This window comes from Curvibacter sp. GW821-FHT09D12 (assembly GCF_059416245.1).
Genome location: NZ_JBWKOU010000004.1, coordinates 73,252 through 92,031, shown reverse-complemented (window position 1 = coordinate 92,031; position 18,780 = coordinate 73,252). Strand labels below are relative to the sequence as shown.

General features: G+C 66.7%; 20 protein-coding genes. 16 read left to right on the top strand and 4 right to left on the bottom strand.

Features of this window, described 5'->3' with window-relative positions; genetic code table 11:
- Positions 1-6: 6 nt before the first annotated feature.
- The 3 genes from AC07PT_RS07620 to argH form a co-directional block, all read right to left on the bottom strand.
- Positions 7-1,341 carry an ATP-binding protein gene (locus AC07PT_RS07620; protein ID WP_494656338.1) on the bottom strand — a complete coding sequence of 445 codons (1,335 nt, stop codon included), beginning with the start codon at positions 1,339-1,341 and terminating at the stop codon, positions 7-9.
- Positions 1,338-1,997, bottom strand: coding sequence for a response regulator (locus AC07PT_RS07615; protein ID WP_492346755.1), 660 nt, complete (start codon positions 1,995-1,997; stop codon positions 1,338-1,340). Before AC07PT_RS07615 ends, AC07PT_RS07620 begins: the two co-directional genes overlap by 4 nt.
- Before the next feature lie 78 nt (positions 1,998-2,075).
- Complete coding sequence (argH, locus tag AC07PT_RS07610) at positions 2,076-3,518, bottom strand: argininosuccinate lyase (protein ID WP_492346754.1); 1,443 nt, start codon at positions 3,516-3,518, stop codon at positions 2,076-2,078.
- A 71-nt stretch (positions 3,519-3,589) separates the two neighbouring features.
- Here argH and AC07PT_RS07605 point away from each other — a divergent pair, with 71 nt between their 5' ends.
- The 5 genes from AC07PT_RS07605 (at position 3,590) to AC07PT_RS07585 (ending at position 8,303) form a co-directional block, all read left to right on the top strand.
- Complete coding sequence (locus AC07PT_RS07605; RefSeq protein WP_494656337.1) at positions 3,590-4,648, top strand: sensor histidine kinase; 1,059 nt, start codon at positions 3,590-3,592, stop codon at positions 4,646-4,648.
- Positions 4,649-4,704: 56 nt separating this feature from the next.
- A complete protein-coding gene (locus AC07PT_RS07600; protein ID WP_492346752.1) occupies positions 4,705-5,457 on the top strand; it encodes a LytR/AlgR family response regulator transcription factor in 753 nt (250 codons plus the stop codon).
- A gap of 253 nt (positions 5,458-5,710) precedes the next feature.
- Positions 5,711-6,706: a Bug family tripartite tricarboxylate transporter substrate binding protein gene (locus AC07PT_RS07595; RefSeq protein ID WP_492346751.1), complete on the top strand. Its 996-nt coding sequence runs from the start codon at positions 5,711-5,713 to the stop codon at positions 6,704-6,706.
- Positions 6,707-6,729: 23 nt separating this feature from the next.
- Complete coding sequence (locus tag AC07PT_RS07590; RefSeq protein ID WP_494656336.1) at positions 6,730-7,143, top strand: cupin domain-containing protein; 414 nt, start codon at positions 6,730-6,732, stop codon at positions 7,141-7,143.
- Positions 7,140-8,303, top strand: coding sequence for an acyl-CoA dehydrogenase family protein (locus tag AC07PT_RS07585; RefSeq protein ID WP_492346749.1), 1,164 nt, complete (start codon positions 7,140-7,142; stop codon positions 8,301-8,303). The genes AC07PT_RS07590 and AC07PT_RS07585 overlap by 4 nt, the downstream gene beginning before the upstream one ends.
- A 22-nt stretch (positions 8,304-8,325) precedes the next feature.
- Here AC07PT_RS07585 and AC07PT_RS07580 read toward each other — a convergent pair whose 3' ends face one another.
- Positions 8,326-9,336, bottom strand: a complete 1,011-nt coding sequence (locus AC07PT_RS07580) for a LysR family transcriptional regulator (RefSeq protein WP_494656335.1) — start codon at positions 9,334-9,336, stop codon at positions 8,326-8,328.
- Between the two features lie 208 nt (positions 9,337-9,544).
- Here AC07PT_RS07580 and AC07PT_RS07575 point away from each other — a divergent pair, with 208 nt between their 5' ends.
- The 11 genes from AC07PT_RS07575 (at position 9,545) to AC07PT_RS07525 (ending at position 18,772) form a co-directional block, all read left to right on the top strand.
- Positions 9,545-10,915, top strand: coding sequence for an MFS transporter (locus tag AC07PT_RS07575; protein WP_494656334.1), 1,371 nt, complete (start codon positions 9,545-9,547; stop codon positions 10,913-10,915).
- A 44-nt stretch (positions 10,916-10,959) separates the two neighbouring features.
- The gene (locus AC07PT_RS07570) at positions 10,960-11,988 is read left to right on the top strand and encodes an amidohydrolase family protein (protein ID WP_492346746.1); all 1,029 of its coding nucleotides are present in this window, start codon (positions 10,960-10,962) and stop codon (positions 11,986-11,988) included.
- Positions 11,989-12,014: 26 nt separating this feature from the next.
- On the top strand, positions 12,015-12,698 hold the full coding sequence (gene ligK, locus AC07PT_RS07565) for a 4-carboxy-4-hydroxy-2-oxoadipate aldolase/oxaloacetate decarboxylase (RefSeq protein WP_492346745.1): 684 nt from the start codon (positions 12,015-12,017) through the stop codon (positions 12,696-12,698).
- Positions 12,699-12,773: 75 nt separating this feature from the next.
- On the top strand, positions 12,774-13,706 hold the full coding sequence (locus AC07PT_RS07560; RefSeq protein ID WP_494656332.1) for an amidohydrolase family protein: 933 nt from the start codon (positions 12,774-12,776) through the stop codon (positions 13,704-13,706).
- Position 13,707: 1 nt separating this feature from the next.
- Positions 13,708-14,145, top strand: a complete 438-nt coding sequence (ligA, locus tag AC07PT_RS07555) for a protocatechuate 4,5-dioxygenase subunit alpha (protein ID WP_492346743.1) — start codon at positions 13,708-13,710, stop codon at positions 14,143-14,145.
- A 1-nt stretch (position 14,146) separates the two neighbouring features.
- The gene (locus tag AC07PT_RS07550; RefSeq protein ID WP_494656330.1) at positions 14,147-15,019 is read left to right on the top strand and encodes a class III extradiol dioxygenase subunit beta; all 873 of its coding nucleotides are present in this window, start codon (positions 14,147-14,149) and stop codon (positions 15,017-15,019) included.
- Positions 15,016-15,978 carry a Gfo/Idh/MocA family oxidoreductase gene (locus AC07PT_RS07545; RefSeq protein WP_492346741.1) on the top strand — a complete coding sequence of 321 codons (963 nt, stop codon included), beginning with the start codon at positions 15,016-15,018 and terminating at the stop codon, positions 15,976-15,978. The genes AC07PT_RS07550 and AC07PT_RS07545 overlap by 4 nt, the downstream gene beginning before the upstream one ends.
- An 87-nt stretch (positions 15,979-16,065) precedes the next feature.
- Positions 16,066-16,338, top strand: a complete 273-nt coding sequence (locus AC07PT_RS07540; RefSeq protein WP_492346740.1) for a type II toxin-antitoxin system Phd/YefM family antitoxin — start codon at positions 16,066-16,068, stop codon at positions 16,336-16,338.
- On the top strand, positions 16,335-16,748 hold the full coding sequence (locus AC07PT_RS07535) for a putative toxin-antitoxin system toxin component, PIN family (protein WP_494656329.1): 414 nt from the start codon (positions 16,335-16,337) through the stop codon (positions 16,746-16,748). Before AC07PT_RS07540 ends, AC07PT_RS07535 begins: the two co-directional genes overlap by 4 nt.
- Positions 16,749-16,772: 24 nt before the next feature.
- A complete protein-coding gene (locus tag AC07PT_RS07530; RefSeq protein ID WP_494656328.1) occupies positions 16,773-17,786 on the top strand; it encodes an aldo/keto reductase in 1,014 nt (337 codons plus the stop codon).
- Positions 17,783-18,772, top strand: a complete 990-nt coding sequence (locus AC07PT_RS07525) for a Bug family tripartite tricarboxylate transporter substrate binding protein (protein WP_494656327.1) — start codon at positions 17,783-17,785, stop codon at positions 18,770-18,772. The genes AC07PT_RS07530 and AC07PT_RS07525 overlap by 4 nt, the downstream gene beginning before the upstream one ends.
- The last annotated feature ends 8 nt before the right edge of the window (positions 18,773-18,780 follow it).

Sequence of the window (18,780 nt, the reverse complement as noted above, 5' to 3'; positions counted from 1 at the left end):
CCGGCCTCAGCCGGCCATGGCCCCGAAGGCCACGGTCACCTTCAAGCCGCCCAGGCGCTCCGACTCATCCAGGTTGACCCGGGCGCCGTGCTGACGCGCCACCGCCTCGACGATGGCCAGCCCCAGGCCGCTGCCTGGCACCTCGGCCACGCCCTCGCCACGCTTGAAGCGGTCAAACACCCGGGCACGATCGGCGGCCGGGATGCCAGGCCCACTGTCCTCAACCACCCAGGCGACTGTGCCATCCGCCTGGCGCAGCAGCGAGACGTCAATCGTGCCCGGGCCCGGCGTGTATTTGATCGCGTTGTCCACCAGGTTGCGCAGCAGCACGCGCAAGGCCTCGGCCTGGCCGGGGACTGTCAGCGCATCGGCCTGATCGACCCCCAGGTCCAGACCCCGCGCACCCGCCAGCGGCAGGCATTCGGCCAGTACCTCGCGGGTCAGGGCCAGCAGGTCAACCGGCTGGGCCTGGGCCTCGGGGGCCGACTCCTGGCGCGCCAGCAACAGCAACTGGCCAACCAGGTCGATGGCCCGCTCGATGCCCTGGCGCAGACGCTGGGCCGCCAGCTCGCGCGTGGGTTCGTCGGCCGCGCGCTGCAGGGCCTGCATCTGCAGCCGCAACGCCGTCAGGGGTGAACGGAGTTCATGCGCGGCATCGGCCACAAAGTGCCGCTGGGCCTGCAGCGTGCTCTGCACACGCGCGAACAGCGCGTTGAGCTCGCCCACCAGCGGGCGCACCTCGTCGGGCAGGCCCTGCTCGGGCAGGGGCGACAGGTCGTCGGCGCTGCGCCTGGCCACCTGGCGCTGCATGCGCTGCACCGGGCGCAGGGCGCGCCCGATGATCCAGCCCACCACCAGCATCAGCATCGGGGTGATGCCCAGCAAGGGCAGCACGGCCCGGAAAGCCAGGGCCCGGGCCCGCGCATCGCGCGCACTCATGTCCTGCGCGATCTGCACCGTCTGCAAGGCCGTCTGCAAAGTGTAGACACGGTAGCGCACACCGCCACTCTGGATGTCTGAGAACCCCAGCACGGCTCGCCCCGGCAGCACCGAGCGTGGTGAGCGGAACAGCGAATCGCCATCGGCCCCCCAGATCTGTACCTCGATGCCCGCGTCTTCGCTGGCTTCTTCGGGGTTGATCCAACCCAATGGCACGCCTTGCTGCACCGCCTGGGCCATCTGGCGCAAGTGCTCGTCAAACAGGGCATCGGCCTCGAACAAGGCATTGCGGTAAGCGGTGGCGGCCAGCACGGCACAGGCCAGCAAGATGGTGCCGAGCACCAGTGCCTGCAGGCGCGCCCGCAGCGAATGCCGCGCCGAAACCCGCCAGCGCCACCTCATTCGCGCGGCACCAGGTAGCCCAGGCCGCGCACGGTCTGGATCAGGCCGGCGCCGAGCTTTTTGCGCACGCCATGGATGTAGACCTCGACCGCGTTGCTGCTGATGTCTTCCTTCCAGCTGAAGAGCTTTTCTTCGAGCTGGGCACGCGAAAAGATCACCCCGGGGCGCGAGATCAGCGGCTCCAGCACGGCCCACTCGCGGGCCGACAGGGTCACCGGCTGGCCATTGAGTCGGGCTTCATGGGTGGCCGGGTTCAGGCTGACCCCGTGCTGTTCAAACACCGGGCCGGCCTGCCCGGCCTGGCGCCGCAGCAGGGCCCGCACGCGGGCCAGCAGCTCATCGGTGTCAAAGGGTTTGACCACATAGTCATCAGCACCCGCATCCAGCCCCGCCACGCGGTCGCTGACCGCATCGCGGGCCGTGGCCACCAGCACCGGCAGAGTGCTGCGCCGCGCGCGCAGGTCGCGCAGCACCTGCAGCCCGTCGCGCCGCGGCAGGCCCAGGTCGAGCAACAACAGGTCGTAGCTGGCGCTGCGCAGGGCCGTGTCGGCCATCTCGCCATCGCGCACCCAGTCAACCGCGTAGTGCTCGGCGCGCAGCACGTCGAGCACGGCCTGGCCGATCATGGGGTCGTCTTCAACCAGCAACAGACGCATCTCGGAGCCCTCCGTTCACTTGGATCCACCCAGCATGGCCGGGCTGGCTTAGACCAGGCTGAAACCGCCGACGGTCGCTCAGGCCAGGCGGGCGCGATGGCGCTCGATCTGGGCGCGAACCTGATCCGGGGCGGTGCCACCCAGGGTACTGCGGGCGTTCAGCGAGCCGCGCAGGCTGAGCACCTCGTACACGTCCTTCTCGATGCTGGGGTTGAACTGCTGCAGCACGGCCAGCGGCAGTTCGGACAGGTCCACGTTGTGCGAGATGGCCGCCTTCACGGCATGGGCCACCGTCTCGTGGGCGTCACGGAAGGGCAGGCCCTTCTTGACCAGGTAGTCGGCCAGATCGGTGGCGGTGGCGTAGCCGCGCTTGGCCGCGTCTTCCATGGCCTGCGGGCGCACGGTGATGCCTTCGACCATCTCGGCAAAGATGCGCAGCGTGTCTTTCAGGGTGTCCACCGTGTCGAACAACGGCTCTTTGTCTTCCTGGTTGTCCTTGTTGTAGGCCAGCGGCTGGCCCTTCATCAGCGTGATCAGGCCCATCAGGTGCCCCACCACGCGGCCGGTCTTGCCCCGGGCCAGTTCGGGCACGTCGGGGTTCTTCTTCTGCGGCATGATCGAGCTGCCAGTGGTGAAGCGGTCGGCGATCTGGATGAAGCCGAAATTCTGGCTCATCCACAGGATCAGCTCTTCAGACAGGCGGCTGATGTGCACCATGGCCAACGAGGCGGCGGCGGTGAACTCGATGGCGAAATCGCGGTCGCTCACGGCGTCCAGGCTGTTCTGGCACACGCCATCCATGCCCAGCGTCGCAGCCACGCGGGCGCGGTCCAGCGGGTAGCTGGTGCCAGCCAGGGCGGCGGCACCCAGGGGCAGGCGGTTGGTGCGGCGGCGCACATCGGCCATGCGCTCAGCGTCGCGGCTGAACATCTCCACATAGGCCAGCATGTGGTGGCCAAAACTCACCGGCTGGGCCACCTGCAGGTGGGTGAAGCCCGGCAGGATCACTTCGACATTGCGCGCGGCGATGTCGAGCAGGGCTTTTTGCAGGTCCACCAGCAAACCGCTGATCAAGTCGATTTCACCGCGCAACCACAGGCGCACATCGGTGGCCACCTGGTCGTTGCGGCTGCGGCCGGTGTGCAGGCGCTTGCCGGCATCACCCACCAGCTGGGTCAGGCGGGCCTCGATGTTCAGGTGAACGTCTTCCAGGTCCAGCTTCCAGTCAAACGTGCCGGCTTCGATCTCGGCCCGGATCTGGGCCATGCCGCGCTGGATGGAGGCCAGATCATCGGTCCCGATGATGCCCTGGGTGGCCAGCATGTCGGCATGGGCCAACGAGCCCGTGATGTCGGCCAGCCAAAGGCGCTTGTCGAAGAACACGCTGGAGGTGTAGCGCTTGACCAGATCGCTCATCGGCTCGGAAAACAGCGCCGACCACCCTTCCGACTTGTTGTCGAGTTGGTTGACGGCGGTTTGAGGGGCTTGGGCACCCGTGTTGGCGTTGGAGCTGGTGGTCATGAAAAGCAATAATCCGTGTCGAGGGGGCCACTGGGCCGCTGCCCAGGAGGTCGCCGAATAGGCGAAAGGCCATGAAAGATTCGCAAATTTTATCGACCTTCGGTCCGACCGCGGCGCAAACCGCTCCCAAGCCCCCCGCCAGCACCGCTGCGCTGGTGTTCGACGCCTGTCATCTGGGGGTGGTTCTGCGCGCCGTGATGTTCGTCGAAACCGTGATGGGTGTGGCCGCGTTGTACGCGGTCGACTCCTTCATGGCCTGGGTCGGCCTGACGGGGGTGCTCACCTGCGCCGCCTTGCCCGGAACCCTGGCCTGGCTGGTCTCGGCCTGCCTGCTCAAGCACCTGCTGGCCCGGCTGCCGGCACCCGCCCAGTACGCGGTCGGCAGCCTGCTGGGCGCCGCCACCGGCCTGTACGGCTGCGGCTTGCTGGCCCTGACCGGTTTCATCGAGCATTCGCCCTGGCTGGCCAGCGCCTGCACCGGCGCCCTGCTGGCCGGGCTGCTGGTGGCCAGCCTGGTATGGCGTGCCCGCGCACGCACCCCGGCCGCGACCACCGCCCGCCTGGCCGAGCTGCAGTCGCGCATCCGGCCGCACTTTCTGTTCAACACCCTCAACAGCGCCATTGCCCTGGTGCGCGCCGAGCCCGCCCGTGCCGAAACACTGCTGGAAGACCTGAGCGACCTGTTCCGCGCCGCCCTGATCGAACACGGCGAGACCGCCACCCTTGACGAGGAGGTGGCGCTGGCCCAGCGCTACCTGGCCATCGAGCAGGTGCGCTTCGGCGAGCGCCTGAGCGTGCAGTGGGAGCTCGACCCCGAGGCCGGGCAGGCCCGGCTGCCGCCTCTGTTGTTGCAACCCCTGGTGGAGAACGCCATCAAGCACGGCGTGGAACCCAGCGCAGTGGGCGGCGAGCTGATCGTGCGAACCCGCATTCAGGGGACGCGAGTGCGTCTGGATATCATTAACTCACTACCACCGGAAGCCCAAAAAACGACCGCTCAAACAGCTGGTCACGGGATAGCGCTCGCCAATGTAAGCGACCGCTTGCGTTTGTTGCACGACGTCGAAATTGAGTTCAGTGCTGGCGTGAGGGACGACCGCTACCATGTCCGAATCACGTTTCCGACGTGAGTCGAGGCATGGAGACAACCTTGCCGCATGGATTCAATCAACGTCTAGAAAGCACCATGGAGCTTCACCTTCTGATCGTTGACGACGAAGCATTGGCACGCTCCCGTCTGCGAACGCTGCTCAGCGACCTGCACGCAGCCCACCCCTTCACCGTCCAAGAGGCCACCAACGCCGTCACGGCCATGGCCGTGCTCGATCGAGAGCCGATCGATGTGGTCTTGCTCGACATCCACATGCCCGGCACCGACGGCCTGGGCCTGGCCAACCACCTGCGCACCCTGAGGCGGCCGCCGGTGGTGATCTTCGTCACGGCCTATGCCGAGCATGCAGTGCAGGCCTTCGACCTGGACGCGGTCGACTACCTCACCAAGCCGGTGCGCGCCGACCGCCTGAGCGAAGCCCTGCTGAAGGCCCAGCGCCGACTGCAGACCCAGCGCAGCCAGCCGCAGGCCGACAACAACCCCTCCGAGCACTTGATCATCCAAGACCGGGGGCGCACCGAGCGGGTGCCGCTGGCCGAGGTGCTGTACTTCAAGGCCGAACTCAAGTACGTGACCGTGCGCACAGCAGTGCGCAGCTACATCCTCGACGGCTCGCTGAGCGACCTCGAAACCCGCTACCCCAACCGCTTCATGCGCATCCACCGCAACGCGCTGGTGGCCCGCCAGGCGGTGCGTGCCCTCGAAAAGCACTACGACAGCGAAGAGGGCGATGGCTGGGCCGTGCGCCTGCAAGGCCTCGATGAACGCCTGTCCGTGTCTCGCCGTCAACTGACCTCGGTGCGCGAGGCGATTGCCGCCAGCAGGTAGAACTGAGCCGCACGGGATGCCCTGGCCCACACAAGCCAGGGCAACACCTCTCCAGCGCCTCAACGACGGGGCAGATCGATGGGCTCAGGCCGCGGACGCGGGCCCAACCAGGGCCACGATTCACAAAAGCAATCGGCGGCGTTCTTTTTCGAATTGGACCCGCAGGCCATCCCTCTCCAAGATGGCGCACCAGGGCCTGTCGACAGGCCCTGGCAGCCGGCACAGACCGGTGCCCCCTCCTGGAGACAACACCATGAACCGATTGCATGCCTGCGCGGCCCTGTTCGCCCTGGCCCTGGGCGGCCCACTGGCCACCCGTGCCCAAGGCCTGAGCACGGCCCCGGCCGCGCCCAACCCCTACCCCACAGGGCCCATCACCCTGGTCGTGCCTTTTGCGGCCGGCAGCGGCACCGACTCGGTGGCCCGCACCCTGGGCCAAAAGCTGGCCGAACGACTGCGACAACCCGTGCTGATCGACAACCGCCCCGGTGCCAGCGCGCAGCTGGGCGCGCAGTACGTGGCCAAGGCCAAGCCCGACGGCTACACGCTGTTCATGACCACCAACACCTCGCACTCGGCCAACCCCAGCTTGTTCGCCCAACTGCGCTACGACCCGATCAAAGACTTCACCCCCGTGGCCGGCGTCGGTGAACTCCCGTTTGCGCTGGCGATTCACCCCTCTGTACCGGCCCGCAGCCTGAGCGAGTTCATCACCTACGCCAAAGCCCACCCCGGCCAGCTCAGCTATGCCACGCCCAACAGCACCTCGCTGGTGGCCAGCGAAACCCTCAAGCGCATCGCCGGCCTGGACATCGTGGGCGTGCCCTACAAATCCAGCCCCCAGGCCATGACCGACCTGGTCGGCGGGCAGGTGCAGATGTATGTGGCCGACCTGGGCTCGGGCATGAGCATGCTCAAGAGCGACAAGGTGCGCACCCTGGGCATCACCACGGCCGAGGCCTCGCGCCTGTTGCCCGGCGTGCCCCCGATCGGCAAGACCGTGGCGGGCTTCGACCTGACCTCGTGGAACGGGGTGTTCGGTCCGGCCGGCCTGCCGCCGCCCGTGGTCGAGCGGCTCAACCGCGAGATCAACGCCGTGCTGGCCGACACCGACGTGCAAGACAAGCTGGCCCAGATCGGCTTTCAGGTGTGGCCGGGCGCCACCCCCGAAGCCTTTGCCCAGTATGTGGCCGAGCAACTGCGGCACTGGGGGCAGCTGATCCGCCAGGCCGGCATCCGCCCCGAATGAGCCCCCCCACCCGAAAGACCGACATGTCTGAAGCCATCCGATACGACTACTGCGTTCGCGCCGGCAGCGTGCCCAGCTACCAGCCAGCCAACCACGCCCACACCCAGAACCAGCGCCTGATCGGCCCCGACAACGTGGGCGCGCGCCACCTGGAGGTGGTGCTGGGCACCCTGGCCCCAGGCGGTGGCGCCCTGGCCCACGCGCACCCCGGCATGGAGCAGGCCTGCTACCTGCTGGAAGGCACGGCCCACGCCGAGGTGGCCGGCCAGTCTTTTGAGCTCGGGCCGGGCGATGCCTGCTTTTTTCCGGCCGACGAGATGCATGTGTTCCAGGTCACCAGCGCCACCCCGGTGAAGCTGCTGGTGATCTACAGCCCGCCCTACGGCGAGAACCCCGAGCGCGTGCGCCGGGCCGGCCCGGTCGGAGGTGCGGCATGAATTTCGGCTGGACCGAGCAACAGCAGCAGATCCGTGACGCGGTCGAGCGCGTCTGCGCCCCCTTTGATGCCGACTACTGGCTGCGTCACGACCGCGAAGGCGGCTTTCCAGACGACTTTCACCGGGCCCTGGCCGACGCGGGCTGGCTGGGCATCGCCATGCCCGAGGCCTATGGCGGCGCGGGGCTGGGCATCAGCGAGGCCGCGCTGATGATGCACACCATCGCGGCCACCGGCGCCGGCCTGTCGGGTGCCTCGGCGGTGCACATGAACATCTTCGGCCTGCACCCGGTGGTGGTGTTTGGCAGCGACGAGCAGAAGCAGCGCTGGCTACCGCCCCTGATCGCCGGCCGCGACAAGGCCTGCTTCGGCGTGACCGAGCCCAACACCGGGCTGAACACCCTCAAGCTCAAGACCCGCGCCGTGCGCCAGGGCGACCACTATGTGGTGACCGGCCAGAAGGTGTGGATCTCGACCGCCCAAGTGGCCAACAAGATCCTGCTGCTGGCCCGCACCACCCCGGTCGAAGAGTGCCGCGGCACCGAAGGCCTGAGCCTGTTCTACACCGACCTGGACCGCCGCCAGATCGAGGTGCGCGAGATCGAGAAGATGGGCCGCAAGGCCGTCGACTCGAACCAGGTCTTCATCGATGGCCTGCGCATCCCGGTGGCAGACCGCGTCGGCGAAGAAGGCCAGGGCTTCAGCTACATCCTGCACGGCCTGAACCCCGAACGCATCCTGATCGCCGCCGAGGCCGTGGGCCTGGGCCGCGCCGCCCTGGCACGCGGCGCGCTGTACGCCAAGGAACGCGTGGTGTTCGACCGCCCCATCGGCATGAACCAGGGCATCCAGCACCCGCTGGCCAAATCCTGGATGGAACTGGAGGCCGCCCACCTGATGGTGCACAAGGCCGCCTGGCTGTACGACCAGCACCAACCCTGCGGTGCCGAGGCCAACAGCGCCAAGTACCTGGCCGCCGAAGCCTGCTACCACGCCTGCGAAAACGCCATCCTCACCCACGGCGGCATGGGCTACGCCAAGGAATACCACGTGGAGCGCTACCTGCGTGAAGCCTGGATCCCGCGCCTGGCCCCGGTCAGCCCGCAACTGATCCTGTGCTTCATTGCCGAGAAGGTGCTGGGGCTGCCGAAGTCGTATTGAGGGGGCAGCCCCTCAGACCTGTTCAGCGTCGGCGCGACGGGCGCTGCCCGGTCGGCTCGGCCACGGGCGGCTGCTCGGCCGGTGCGGCTTGCGGCGGCGCCTCGCGCCCGTCGGCGCCGGCATGGCCCGCCACCGCCTGCTGCACCACTTCGCGGATCAGGGTCAGGGCGCGCTTGTGGGTTTCGGTGGAGGGGCGGCGTGAGGACCACACCAGGTTCAGCTCGCTCATGATGCGCGGCGAGTGGATGCCGTGCAGCACAAACGGGGTGGCGTTGCTGAAACTGCTCAGGGTGTAGGCCGGCAGCACGGCGTGGCCCAGGCCTTCTCGCACCAGGTTGAGGATGGCGTTCAGGCCGTCCACCTCCAGGGTGACCTGGGGCTTGAGGCCGAAACGGGCCATTTCGGCATCGATCAGGATGCGGAACACATTGGGCCGGCTGGGCAGGATCAACGGCAGGGCCGCCACTTCGCGCAGGCTCAGCGTGGCCGGCAGCGGCGTGTCCTGGCGCAGGGGGTGGTCGCGGGCGGCGATCAGCACCAGTTGCTCTTCGTGCAGGGTGCTCATCTCCAGGTCGGGCGAGCGCACCGGGTTGTACAGCACGGCCATGTCGAGGTTGCCCACGCGCAGGCCCTCGTACATCTGCACCGAAAAGCCCTCGGTGAGCGTGAGCCGCGCCTGCGGCAGGTGCTGCATGAAGGCGCGCGCCAGCGGCACGGTGATCAGGCGCGACAGGCTGGGCGGCAGGCCCACCGACACCCGGCCAGCCAGGGCGCCGCGGGCGCTGCCCATTTCCTCACGCGCCACGGCCACCTGGTGCAGGATGCCGCGGCCATGTTCCAGCAGCAGCTTGCCGCTTTCGGTCAGCTTGACACCGCGCCCGTTGCGGTCGAGCAGGTTCTGGCGCAACTCCACCTCCAGCATGCGAACCTGGCGGCTGAGCGCAGGCTGGGCAATGTTGAGGGCGATCGAGGCGCGGGTGAAGCTGCCCAGTTCGGCCACGCGAACGAAGTATTCGAGCTGTTTGAGGTCCATGACACGTGATTTTGAATACCTTTGATCGAACTATATCAATTCGGTATACCAGCTAGTGTGGGGGGCGGCTGGCAAGGCCGGCCGGCGCTGTCGAGAATCAGCGCCAACACGAATTGCGCGCCCGGGCGGCCCTTGTCCATCCGGAGACAGCGCCAGCCTGATTTGGCGAGGGAGGGAATCACCCCGATGGATCAACCAGAGACAAGCCATGAAGCCCAATAACACGGACGTCAATGTCCAGACCCTGCTCAACGAGCACCCGTTTTCGCCCTTTCAGTGGGTGATTTTTGCGCTGTGCTTTTTCATTGTGCTGCTGGACGGTTTTGACACCGCCGCCATCGGCTACATCGCCCCCTCGCTGATCAAGGAATGGGGCGTCAGCAAACCCGCACTGGCCCCGGTGTTGAGTGCCGCCCTGTTCGGCCTGGCCGCGGGCGCCCTGCTGGCCGGGCCGCTGGCTGACCGCCTGGGCCGCAAGACGGTGCTGGTGGGATCGGTGCTGATCTTTGCCGTGGCCTGCCTGGCCTCGGGCTTTGCCCCCGACCTCACCACGCTGAGCGTGCTGCGCTTTGTGACCGGCCTGGGCCTGGGTGCCGCCATGCCCAATGCCGTGACCCTGATGAGCGAATACTGCCCGGACAGCCGGCGCGCCACCCTGACCAACGCCATGTTCTGCGGCTTTCCACTGGGCGCGGCCTTCGGCGGCTTTCTGGCCGCCTGGATGATCCCGAACTTCGGCTGGCGCAGTGTGCTGATCCTGGGCGGCGGCGTGCCTTTGCTGCTGGTGCTGCTGCTGGTGGTCTTGCTGCCTGAATCGGTGCGCTACATGGTGGCCAATGGCCAGCCGGTGGAGCGCATCCGCGCGGTGCTGGCCCGCATTGCCGGCCCCGCCGTGCAGGGTGCCAAGCGCTTTGTGCTGACTGAGACGGCCGCCCACTCCGATGCCAAGAGCGGCATCGGCGTGGTACTGTCGGCGCCCTACCGCGTGGGCTCGCTCATGCTTTGGCTGGCCTATTTCATGGGCCTGGTGATCTTCTATGCGCTGATCAACTGGATGCCTGTGTTGTTCAAGGATGCCGGCATCGACCCCAAGACCGGTACGCTGATCGCGGCCCTGTTTCCGCTGGGCGGCGTGGGTGCCGTGTTCTTTGGCTGGCTGATGGACCGTTTCAACGCCAACCGCATCATTGCCGCCGGTTACGCCCTCACCGCGGTGTCGATCTGGGCCATCGGCCAGGCTGCTGGCCAGGTGGGCTGGCTGGTGGTGGTGGTGTTTGTCGCCGGCACCATCATGAACACGGCGCAATCGTCGATGCCGGCCCTGGCCGCGGCTTATTACCCGACGCGTGGCCGTGCCACCGGCGTGGCCTGGATGCTGGGCATCGGCCGCTTTGGCGGCATTGCCGGCTCTTTCCTGGTGGCTGAGCTGTCGGCTCGACATTTGAGCTTTGGTGACATCTTTGCCGTGGTGGCCATCCCCGGCATCATTGCCACCGCCGCCCTGATGCTGAAAGAATTCAAGCGCCCCAAGGGGGGCGATGACGGCAGCGCCCGCCTCGTGCCGGTGGCGGCGCACTGAGCCTTGCGAACCCTTTTTGTTTTCGACCCTCTGGAGAATCCCCGATGATCATCGACGTTCACGGCCACTACACCACCGCCCCGGCTGCCCTGGGCGCCTGGCGCGACCTGCAGATCGCCGCCCTGAAAGACCCCAGCAAGGCCCCCAAGGCCTCTGAGCTGAAGATCAGCGACGACGAGCTGCGCGAGTCCATCGAGACCAACCAGCTCAAGCTGATGAAAGAGCGCGGCAGCGACCTGACCATCTTCAGCCCGCGCGCCAGCTTCATGGCGCACCACATCGGCGACTTCGAAACCTCGTCCACCTGGGCCGCCATCTGCAACGAGCTGTGCTTCCGCGTCAGCGAGCTGTTTCCGGAGCACTTCATCCCGGCCGCCATGCTGCCGCAATCACCCGGCGTGGACCCGGCCACCTGCATCCCCGAACTAGTCAAGTGCGTGGAGCAGTACGGCAACGTGGGCATCAACCTGAACCCCGATCCCTCGGGCGGCCACTGGACCAGCCCGCCCCTGAGCGATCGCCATTGGTACCCCATCTACGAAAAGATGGTCGAGTACGACATCCCGGCGATGATCCACGTGAGCACCAGCTGCAACAGCTGCTTCCACACCACCGGCGCCCACTACCTGAACGCCGACACCACGGCCTTCATGCAGTGCCTGACCAGCGACCTGTTCAAGGACTTCCCCACGCTGAAGTTCCTGATCCCGCACGGCGGCGGCGCGGTGCCCTACCACTGGGGCCGTTTCCGTGGCCTGGCGCAAGAGCTGAAGAAGCCCCTGCTGAAGGACCACCTGCTCAACAACATCTTCTTTGACACCTGCGTGTACCACCAGCCGGGCATCGACCTGCTGACCAAGGTGATCCCGGTGGACAACATCCTGTTCGCCAGCGAGATGATTGGCGCCGTGCGCGGCATCGACCCCGAAACCGGCCACTACTACGACGACACCAAGCGTTACGTGGCCGCCACGCCCAACCTGAGCGACGAAGACCGCTACAAGGTCTACGAAGGCAACGCCCGCCGCGTGTTCCCGCGCCTGGACAAGGCACTCAAGGCCAAGGGCCTGTAACCCCACACCGATCAGGAGCCAACACCATGTACGAACTCGGAGTCGTCTACCGCAACATCACCCGCGCCGACCGCGCGGCCGCCGACGGCCTGGCCGCCCTGGGCTCGGCCACCGTGCACGAGGCCATGGGCCGCGTCGGCCTGCTCAAGCCCTACATGCGCCCCATCTACGCCGGCCAGAAAGTGTCTGGCACCGCGGTCACCGTGCTGTTGCAGCCCGGCGACAACTGGATGATGCACGTGGCCGCTGAACAGATCCAGCCGGGCGACATCGTGGTGGCCACCGTCACCGCCGAATGCACCGACGGCTACTTTGGCGACCTGCTGGCCACCAGCTTCCAGGCCCGCGGCGCCCGTGCGCTGATCATCGACGCCGGCGTGCGCGATGTGGCCACGCTGCAGGAGATGAACTTCCCGGTCTGGAGCAAGGCCATCAGCAGCAAGGGCACCATCAAGGCCACCCTGGGCTCGGTGAACATTCCCATCGTGTGTGCCGGCATGCTGGTCACCCCGGGTGACGTGATCGTGGCCGACGACGACGGCGTGGTGTGCGTGCCCGCGGCCCGGGCGGCCGAAACCCTGGCCGCCGCCATCAAGCGTGAATCGTTTGAAGGCGAGAAGCGCGCCAAGCTGGCTTCGGGCGTGCTGGGCCTGGACATGTACAAGATGCGCGAGCCGCTGGCGGCCGCCGGCCTCAAGTACATCGACTGATACATCGACTGATGCCCCCGCAGGCGGCCTGCTGCTGGCCGCCTCTTTGGCCTACCCACCCCCACAGAGATTGACATGAGCAAACCCACCACAGGTGATTTCACCAAGACCCCCGGCTGGCTGGACTGGTATGAAGGCCCGGCCAAGCCGCGCTTCCAGCTGCCGGCCGGCGCGGTTGACGCGCACTGCCACGTGTTCGGCCCGGGGGCCGAGTTCCCCTACGCCCCCGAGCGCAAATACACCCCCTGCGACGCCAGCAAGCAACAGCTGTACGCGCTGCGCGACCACCTGGGCTTTGCCCGCAACGTGGTGGTGCAGGCCACCTGCCACGGCGCCGACAACCGCGCCATGGTCGATGCCTGCCTGTCCAGCGGCGGCAAGGCCCGCGGCGTGGCCACCGTCAAGCGCTCGGTCACCGATGAAGAGCTGCAGGCCCTGCACGTCGCCGGCGTGCGCGGCGTGCGCTTCAACTTCGTCAAGCGCCTGGTCGATTTCACGCCCAAGGATGAGCTGCTGGAAATCGCTGGCCGCATCGGCAAGCTGGGCTGGCATGTGGTGATCTACTTCGAGGCGGTGGACCTGCCCGAGCTGTGGGACTTCTTCACCGCCCTGCCCACCACCGTGGTGGTCGACCACATGGGTCGCCCCGACGTGAGCAAGCCCATCGACGGCCCCGAGTTCCAGCTGTTCCTGAAGTTCATGCGCGAACACCAGAACGTGTGGAGCAAGGTCAGCTGCCCCGAGCGCCTGAGCGTGACCGGCCCCAAGGCCCTGAACGGTGAACAGAACGCCTACACCGACGTGATCCCCTTCGCCCGCGCCGTGGTGCAAGAGTTCCCGGACCGCGTGCTGTGGGGCACCGACTGGCCCCACCCCAACCTGAAGGACCACATGCCCGACGACGGCCTGCTGGTCGACTTCATCCCGCACATCGCGCCCACGGCCGAGTTGCAGCAAAAACTGCTGGTCGAAAACCCCATGCGCCTTTACTGGCCCGAGGAAGTCTGACATGGCCCTCAACAAACCCTACCTGGACGTGCCCGGCACGACCATCTTCGACGCCGAGCAATCGCGCAAGGGCTACTGGCTCAACCAGTTCTGCATGAGCCTGATGAAGGCCGAGAACCGCGAACGCTTCAAGGCCGATGAACGCGCCTACCTCGACGAATGGGCCATGACCGAAGAGCAGAAGCAGGGCGTGCTCACGCGTGACCTGAACCGCTGCATGGCCGCAGGCGGCAACATCTACTTCCTGGCCAAGATCGGCGCCACCGATGGCAAGAGCTTCCAGCAGATGGCGGGCTCGATGACCGGCATGACCGAAGAGGAATACCGCAACATGATGATCAGCGGCGGCCGCTCCGTCGAGGGCAACCGCTTCATCGGCGAAGACGGCGACGCCCAGGCGCATCGACAACCCCAGGGCAGCGCCCACAAGAAAGCCTGACATGGCCAAGATCACCGCTTCCGTATTCACCTCACACGTGCCGGCCATCGGCGCCGCCATCGATCTCGGCAAGACCGATGAGGCCTACTGGCAACCGCTGTTCAAGGGCTATGAGTTCTCCAAGCAATGGATGAAGGACAACCAGCCTGACGTGGTGTTTCTGGTCTACAACGACCACGCCACGGCCTTCAGCCTGGAGATGATCCCCACCTTTGCCATCGGCACCGCGGCCGAGTTCCAGCCCGCCGACGAGGGCTGGGGCCCACGCCCCGTGCCCAAGGTGATCGGACACCCCGACCTGGCCAGCCACATCGCGCAAAGCGTGATCCAGGACGACTTCGACCTCACCATCGTCAACAAGATGGACGTGGACCACGGCCTGACCGTGCCGCTGTCGCTGATGTGCGGTGAGCTGGACCCGAAGAAGGACGCCTGGCCCTGCCCCGTCATCCCCTTCGCCGTCAACGTGGTGCAGTACCCCGTGCCCTCGGGCCGGCGCTGCTACAACCTGGGCAAGGCCATCCGCAAGGCGGTCGACAGCTTCGATGAAAACCTCAATGTGCACATCTGGGGCACCGGCGGCATGAGCCACCAGCTGCAAGGCCCGCGCGCCGGCCTGATCAACAAGGAATGGGACAACGCCTTCCTGGATCAGCTGATCGCCGACCCCGAAGCCCTGTCGCACAAGCCCCATGTCGACTACGTGCGCGAAGCCGGCTCGGAAGGCATCGAGCTGGTGATGTGGCTGATCGCCCGCGGCGCCATGGACGACGTCAACGGTCAGGGCCCGGCGCCCAAGGTGACGCACCGCTTCTACCACGTCCCTGCATCCAACACGGCCGTCGGCCACCTGATTCTGGAGAACCAAGCATGAGCAACAAAACCATCAAAGTCGCCCTGGCCGGTGCCGGTGCCTTTGGCATCAAGCACCTGGACGGCATCAAGAACATCGATGGCGTCGAAGTGGTGTCGCTGATCAGCCGCGACCTCGAAAAAACCCGTGAAGTGGCGGCCAAGTACGGCATCGGCCACGTCACCACCGACCTGGCTGACAGCCTGGCCCTGCCCGAAGTCGACGCCGTGATCCTGTGCACCCCCACACAGATGCACGCCTCGCAAAGCCTGGCCTGCCTGAAGGCCGGCAAGCATGTGCAGGTCGAAATCCCGCTGGCCGACAGTTGGAAGGACGCGCAAGAGGTGGTGGAGCTGGCCAAGAGCAGTGGCCTGGTGGCCATGTGCGGCCACACCCGTCGCTTCAACCCCAGCCACCAGTACGTGCACAAGAAGATCCAGGCCGGCGAATTCAACATCCAGCAGATGGATGTGCAGACCTACTTCTTCCGCCGCACCAACATGAACGCCTTGGGCCAGGCGCGCAGCTGGACCGACCACCTGCTGTGGCACCACGCTGCCCACACCGTGGACCTGTTCGCCTACCAGTGCGGCAGCCCCATCGTGAAGGCCAACGCCGTGCAGGGCCCGATCCACCCGACCCTGGGCATCGCCATGGACATGTCGATCCAGCTCAAGGCCGCCAACGGCGCCATCTGCACCCTGAGCCTGTCGTTCAACAACGACGGCCCGTTGGGCACCTTCTTCCGCTACATCGGTGACACCAGCACCTACATTGCCCGTTACGACGACCTGGTCAATGGCAAGGAAGAAAAGATCGATGTGTCGCAGGTGGACGTGTCCATGAACGGCATCGAACTGCAAGACCGCGAGTTCTTCGCCGCCATCAAAGAAGGCCGTGAGCCCAACTCGAGCGTGGCCCAGGTGCTGCCCTGCTACCAGGTGCTGCACGATCTGGAGCAGCAACTGAACGCGGGCTGAGGTCGGTCAAGGGGTGCCAACGAACTGGACTGGCACCCCTGCCCCACCCATAATGACCATATCGATCAGCATGGTCAGGAGCCCTTCATGATCACCGAAGTCAGCGCCGTCAACTTCCGTCAAAACCTGGGCGAGATGCTCAACCAGGTTCAGTACCGCCACGACAGCATCATCATCAACAAAGACGGCAAACCAGTCGCGGCCCTGATCGATGCCGAACTGTTCAAGCGCATACGGCAGATGCAGGACCGGTTTGAGGCCTTGAGCCAGCGACTGGCCGACAACTTTGCCCATTTGAGCGAAGAAGACGGCATGGCCGAGATCGATGCCGTGGTGGCGCAAGCGCGTCGGGCATCGTGAACCGCTTGCGCGTCGTGATCGACACCAATGTGCTGGTGTCGGGTGTGGCCTATCCGCACAGCGTGCCGGGGCGCATCCTGCAGGCTTGGCATTTGGGATCGGTTGAGGTCTTACTTTCCAGATTCATCCTTGACGAGGTGGCCCGTGTCCTGCCACGCATGCCTACCGCTGGTTTCGCACCGTACGAGGCCCGTGACCTGGCCGATACCTTGGCGCTGCAGGCCCAGATCGTCGAACCGGCGAACCTCCAGGAACCCGCCTTGCGCGACACCTGTGACCTGCCTGTGCTGGGCACCCTGCTGGCTGCCGAAGCCCAGTACCTGATCACCGGCGACAAAGACCTGTTGGCGCTGGCCGACCGCTATCCCATCGTCACGCCAGCCCAGTTCTGGGCCCGGCATGGCTTTTGAATTCTTCCTTCCGGTATCACCACCATGACCCTCACAAGCACCCGCTCCATCGGCCCCTTCCAGGTCAGCCCCATCGGCCTGGGCTGCATGAACCTCAGCCACGCCTACGGCCAGCCGCCCGCCTTCGCAGACGCCGAGCGCCTGCTGCTGCGCGCACTCGATCTGGGTGTGACCCTGTTCGACACCGCCGCCCTGTACGGCTTTGGCGCCAATGAAACGCTGGTCGGTCAGGTGCTGGCCAAGCACCGCAGCCGGTTCATCCTGGCCAGCAAGTGCGGCATGCAGGGCGTGCAGTTCCCCGACGGCATGAAGCGTGTCATCGACGGCCGCCCCGAGACCCTGCGCGCCAGTTGCGAAGCCAGCCTGAAGCGCCTGAACACCGAGGTGATCGACCTGTACTACCTGCACCGCTGGGACAAGCAGGTGCCCATCGAAGACTCAGTGGGCGCGCTGGCCGACCTGGTGCGCGCCGGCAAGGTGCGCGCCATCGGCCTGAGCGAAGTCTCGGCCACCACGCTGCGCAAGGCGCATGCGGTGCACCCGATCAGCGCCGTGCAGACCGAGTACTCGCTGTGGACACGCAACCCCGAGATCGCCGTGCTGCAGGCCTGCCGCGACATTGGCGCCGCCTTTGTTGCATTCAGCCCCGTGGCGCGCGGCTACCTGACCGGCCAGGTGCGCGACGTGGCGGCCTTTGACGCCAAGGACATCCGCCGCGCCATGCCACGCTTTGCCCCCGACAACTACGCCGCCAACCTGGCCCTGCTCGACGGCGTGGCCGAGGTGGCGCAGGCCGCCGGCTGCACCCTGGCACAACTGGCCCTGGCCTGGCTGCTGCAGCGCGGCGAGCACATCATCCCGATCCCGGGCACCACCCGAATCGATCACCTCGAAGAAGACCTGGGCGCCCTGCAAGTCTCCCTGAGCCCGGCCCAGATGGCCCGGCTGGACGAGCTGATCAACCGCCACACGGTGAAAGGCCCACGCTACAACGCGGGCAACCAGGTCGAGATCGACACCGAAGAGTTTTCGGCATGAAGACCACCCGACGCCAGGGCCTGCAACACCTGGCCGCCCTGCCGGCCCTGGCCCTGCTGGGCGCCACCGGCGTCCGTGCCGAGGGCGCGGCCTTTCCGCAGCGCCCCATCACCCTGCTGGTGCCCTTTGCCGCCGGCGGCGTGGCCGACCTCACCGCACGCATCGTGGGCCAGGCCATGGGCGCGCTGCTCAAGCAGCCGGTGGTGATCGACAACCGCCCGGGCGCAGGCGGCGTGGTGGCCACCAGCCTGGTGGTGAATGCACAGCCCGACGGCCACACCCTGCTGCTGATGAGCAATGCCAGCGCCGTCAGTGTGCACCTGTTCAAGAAGCTGCCTTACGACGTGACGCGCCAATTGGCCCCCATCAGCACGCTGGGCTTTTTTGACCTGGGGCTGGCGGTGCCGGCCCACTCGCGCTTCAAGACCCTGGGCGATGTGCTGAACTACGCCAAAGCCCAGCCCGGGCGCCTGACCCTGGGCAGCATTGCCCCCGGCAGCACCCAGCACCTGGCTGCCGAGCTGTTCAAGTGGCGCGCCGGCATCGAGGCCACCGTGGTGCCTTACAAGGGCTCGCCCGCGCTGATGAATGCGCTGCGCGCCGGCGAGGTGGATGTGGGCTTCGAGATCCTCAGCCCCCTGCTGCCCCAGCTGAGCGGCCAGGCGCTGCGCCTGCTGGCCGTGACCGGGCCGAAACGCTTTGCCGGCCTGCCCCAGGTGCCCACGGTCAAGGAACTGGGGCTGACGAACTACGAGGTGGACAGCTGGAACGCGCTGGCCGCCCCCGCCGGCACCCCCGAGAGCGTGATCGCCCGCGTGGCCTGGGCCGCCAAAGAGGCCCTGGCCCAAACCGCGGTGCAGGATGGCCTGCGCAAGCTGGGCGTCACCCCTCAGGCCGGCTCGCCGGCCGAGCTGGCCCAGTTGCTGGCGCAAGAGATCACGCACTGGGGCGAGGTGGTGCGCAAGGCAGGCATCACGCCAGAGTAAGGCCCCCG

What these genes read in the sequence shown, in the direction of transcription:
- AC07PT_RS07550 (WP_494656330.1), top strand. Translation starts at nt 14,147, where the DNA reads ATGGCCAAGATCACCGCTTCCGTATTCACCTCACACGTGCCGGCCATC.
- AC07PT_RS07580 (WP_494656335.1), bottom strand. Translation starts at nt 9,336, where the DNA reads ATGGACCTCAAACAGCTCGAATACTTCGTTCGCGTGGCCGAACTGGGC.
- AC07PT_RS07530 (WP_494656328.1), top strand. Translation starts at nt 16,773, where the DNA reads ATGACCCTCACAAGCACCCGCTCCATCGGCCCCTTCCAGGTCAGCCCC.
- AC07PT_RS07570 (WP_492346746.1), top strand. Translation starts at nt 10,960, where the DNA reads ATGATCATCGACGTTCACGGCCACTACACCACCGCCCCGGCTGCCCTG.
- AC07PT_RS07590 (WP_494656336.1), top strand. Translation starts at nt 6,730, where the DNA reads ATGTCTGAAGCCATCCGATACGACTACTGCGTTCGCGCCGGCAGCGTG.
- AC07PT_RS07560 (WP_494656332.1), top strand. Translation starts at nt 12,774, where the DNA reads ATGAGCAAACCCACCACAGGTGATTTCACCAAGACCCCCGGCTGGCTG.
- AC07PT_RS07595 (WP_492346751.1), top strand. Translation starts at nt 5,711, where the DNA reads ATGAACCGATTGCATGCCTGCGCGGCCCTGTTCGCCCTGGCCCTGGGC.
- ligK (WP_492346745.1), top strand. Translation starts at nt 12,015, where the DNA reads ATGTACGAACTCGGAGTCGTCTACCGCAACATCACCCGCGCCGACCGC.
- AC07PT_RS07605 (WP_494656337.1), top strand. Translation starts at nt 3,590, where the DNA reads ATGAAAGATTCGCAAATTTTATCGACCTTCGGTCCGACCGCGGCGCAA.
- AC07PT_RS07620 (WP_494656338.1), bottom strand. Translation starts at nt 1,341, where the DNA reads ATGAGGTGGCGCTGGCGGGTTTCGGCGCGGCATTCGCTGCGGGCGCGC.
- AC07PT_RS07600 (WP_492346752.1), top strand. Translation starts at nt 4,705, where the DNA reads ATGGAGCTTCACCTTCTGATCGTTGACGACGAAGCATTGGCACGCTCC.
- AC07PT_RS07545 (WP_492346741.1), top strand. Translation starts at nt 15,016, where the DNA reads ATGAGCAACAAAACCATCAAAGTCGCCCTGGCCGGTGCCGGTGCCTTT.
- AC07PT_RS07575 (WP_494656334.1), top strand. Translation starts at nt 9,545, where the DNA reads ATGAAGCCCAATAACACGGACGTCAATGTCCAGACCCTGCTCAACGAG.
- AC07PT_RS07525 (WP_494656327.1), top strand. Translation starts at nt 17,783, where the DNA reads ATGAAGACCACCCGACGCCAGGGCCTGCAACACCTGGCCGCCCTGCCG.
- AC07PT_RS07615 (WP_492346755.1), bottom strand. Translation starts at nt 1,997, where the DNA reads ATGCGTCTGTTGCTGGTTGAAGACGACCCCATGATCGGCCAGGCCGTG.
- AC07PT_RS07585 (WP_492346749.1), top strand. Translation starts at nt 7,140, where the DNA reads ATGAATTTCGGCTGGACCGAGCAACAGCAGCAGATCCGTGACGCGGTC.
- ligA (WP_492346743.1), top strand. Translation starts at nt 13,708, where the DNA reads ATGGCCCTCAACAAACCCTACCTGGACGTGCCCGGCACGACCATCTTC.
- argH (WP_492346754.1), bottom strand. Translation starts at nt 3,518, where the DNA reads ATGACCACCAGCTCCAACGCCAACACGGGTGCCCAAGCCCCTCAAACC.
- AC07PT_RS07540 (WP_492346740.1), top strand. Translation starts at nt 16,066, where the DNA reads ATGATCACCGAAGTCAGCGCCGTCAACTTCCGTCAAAACCTGGGCGAG.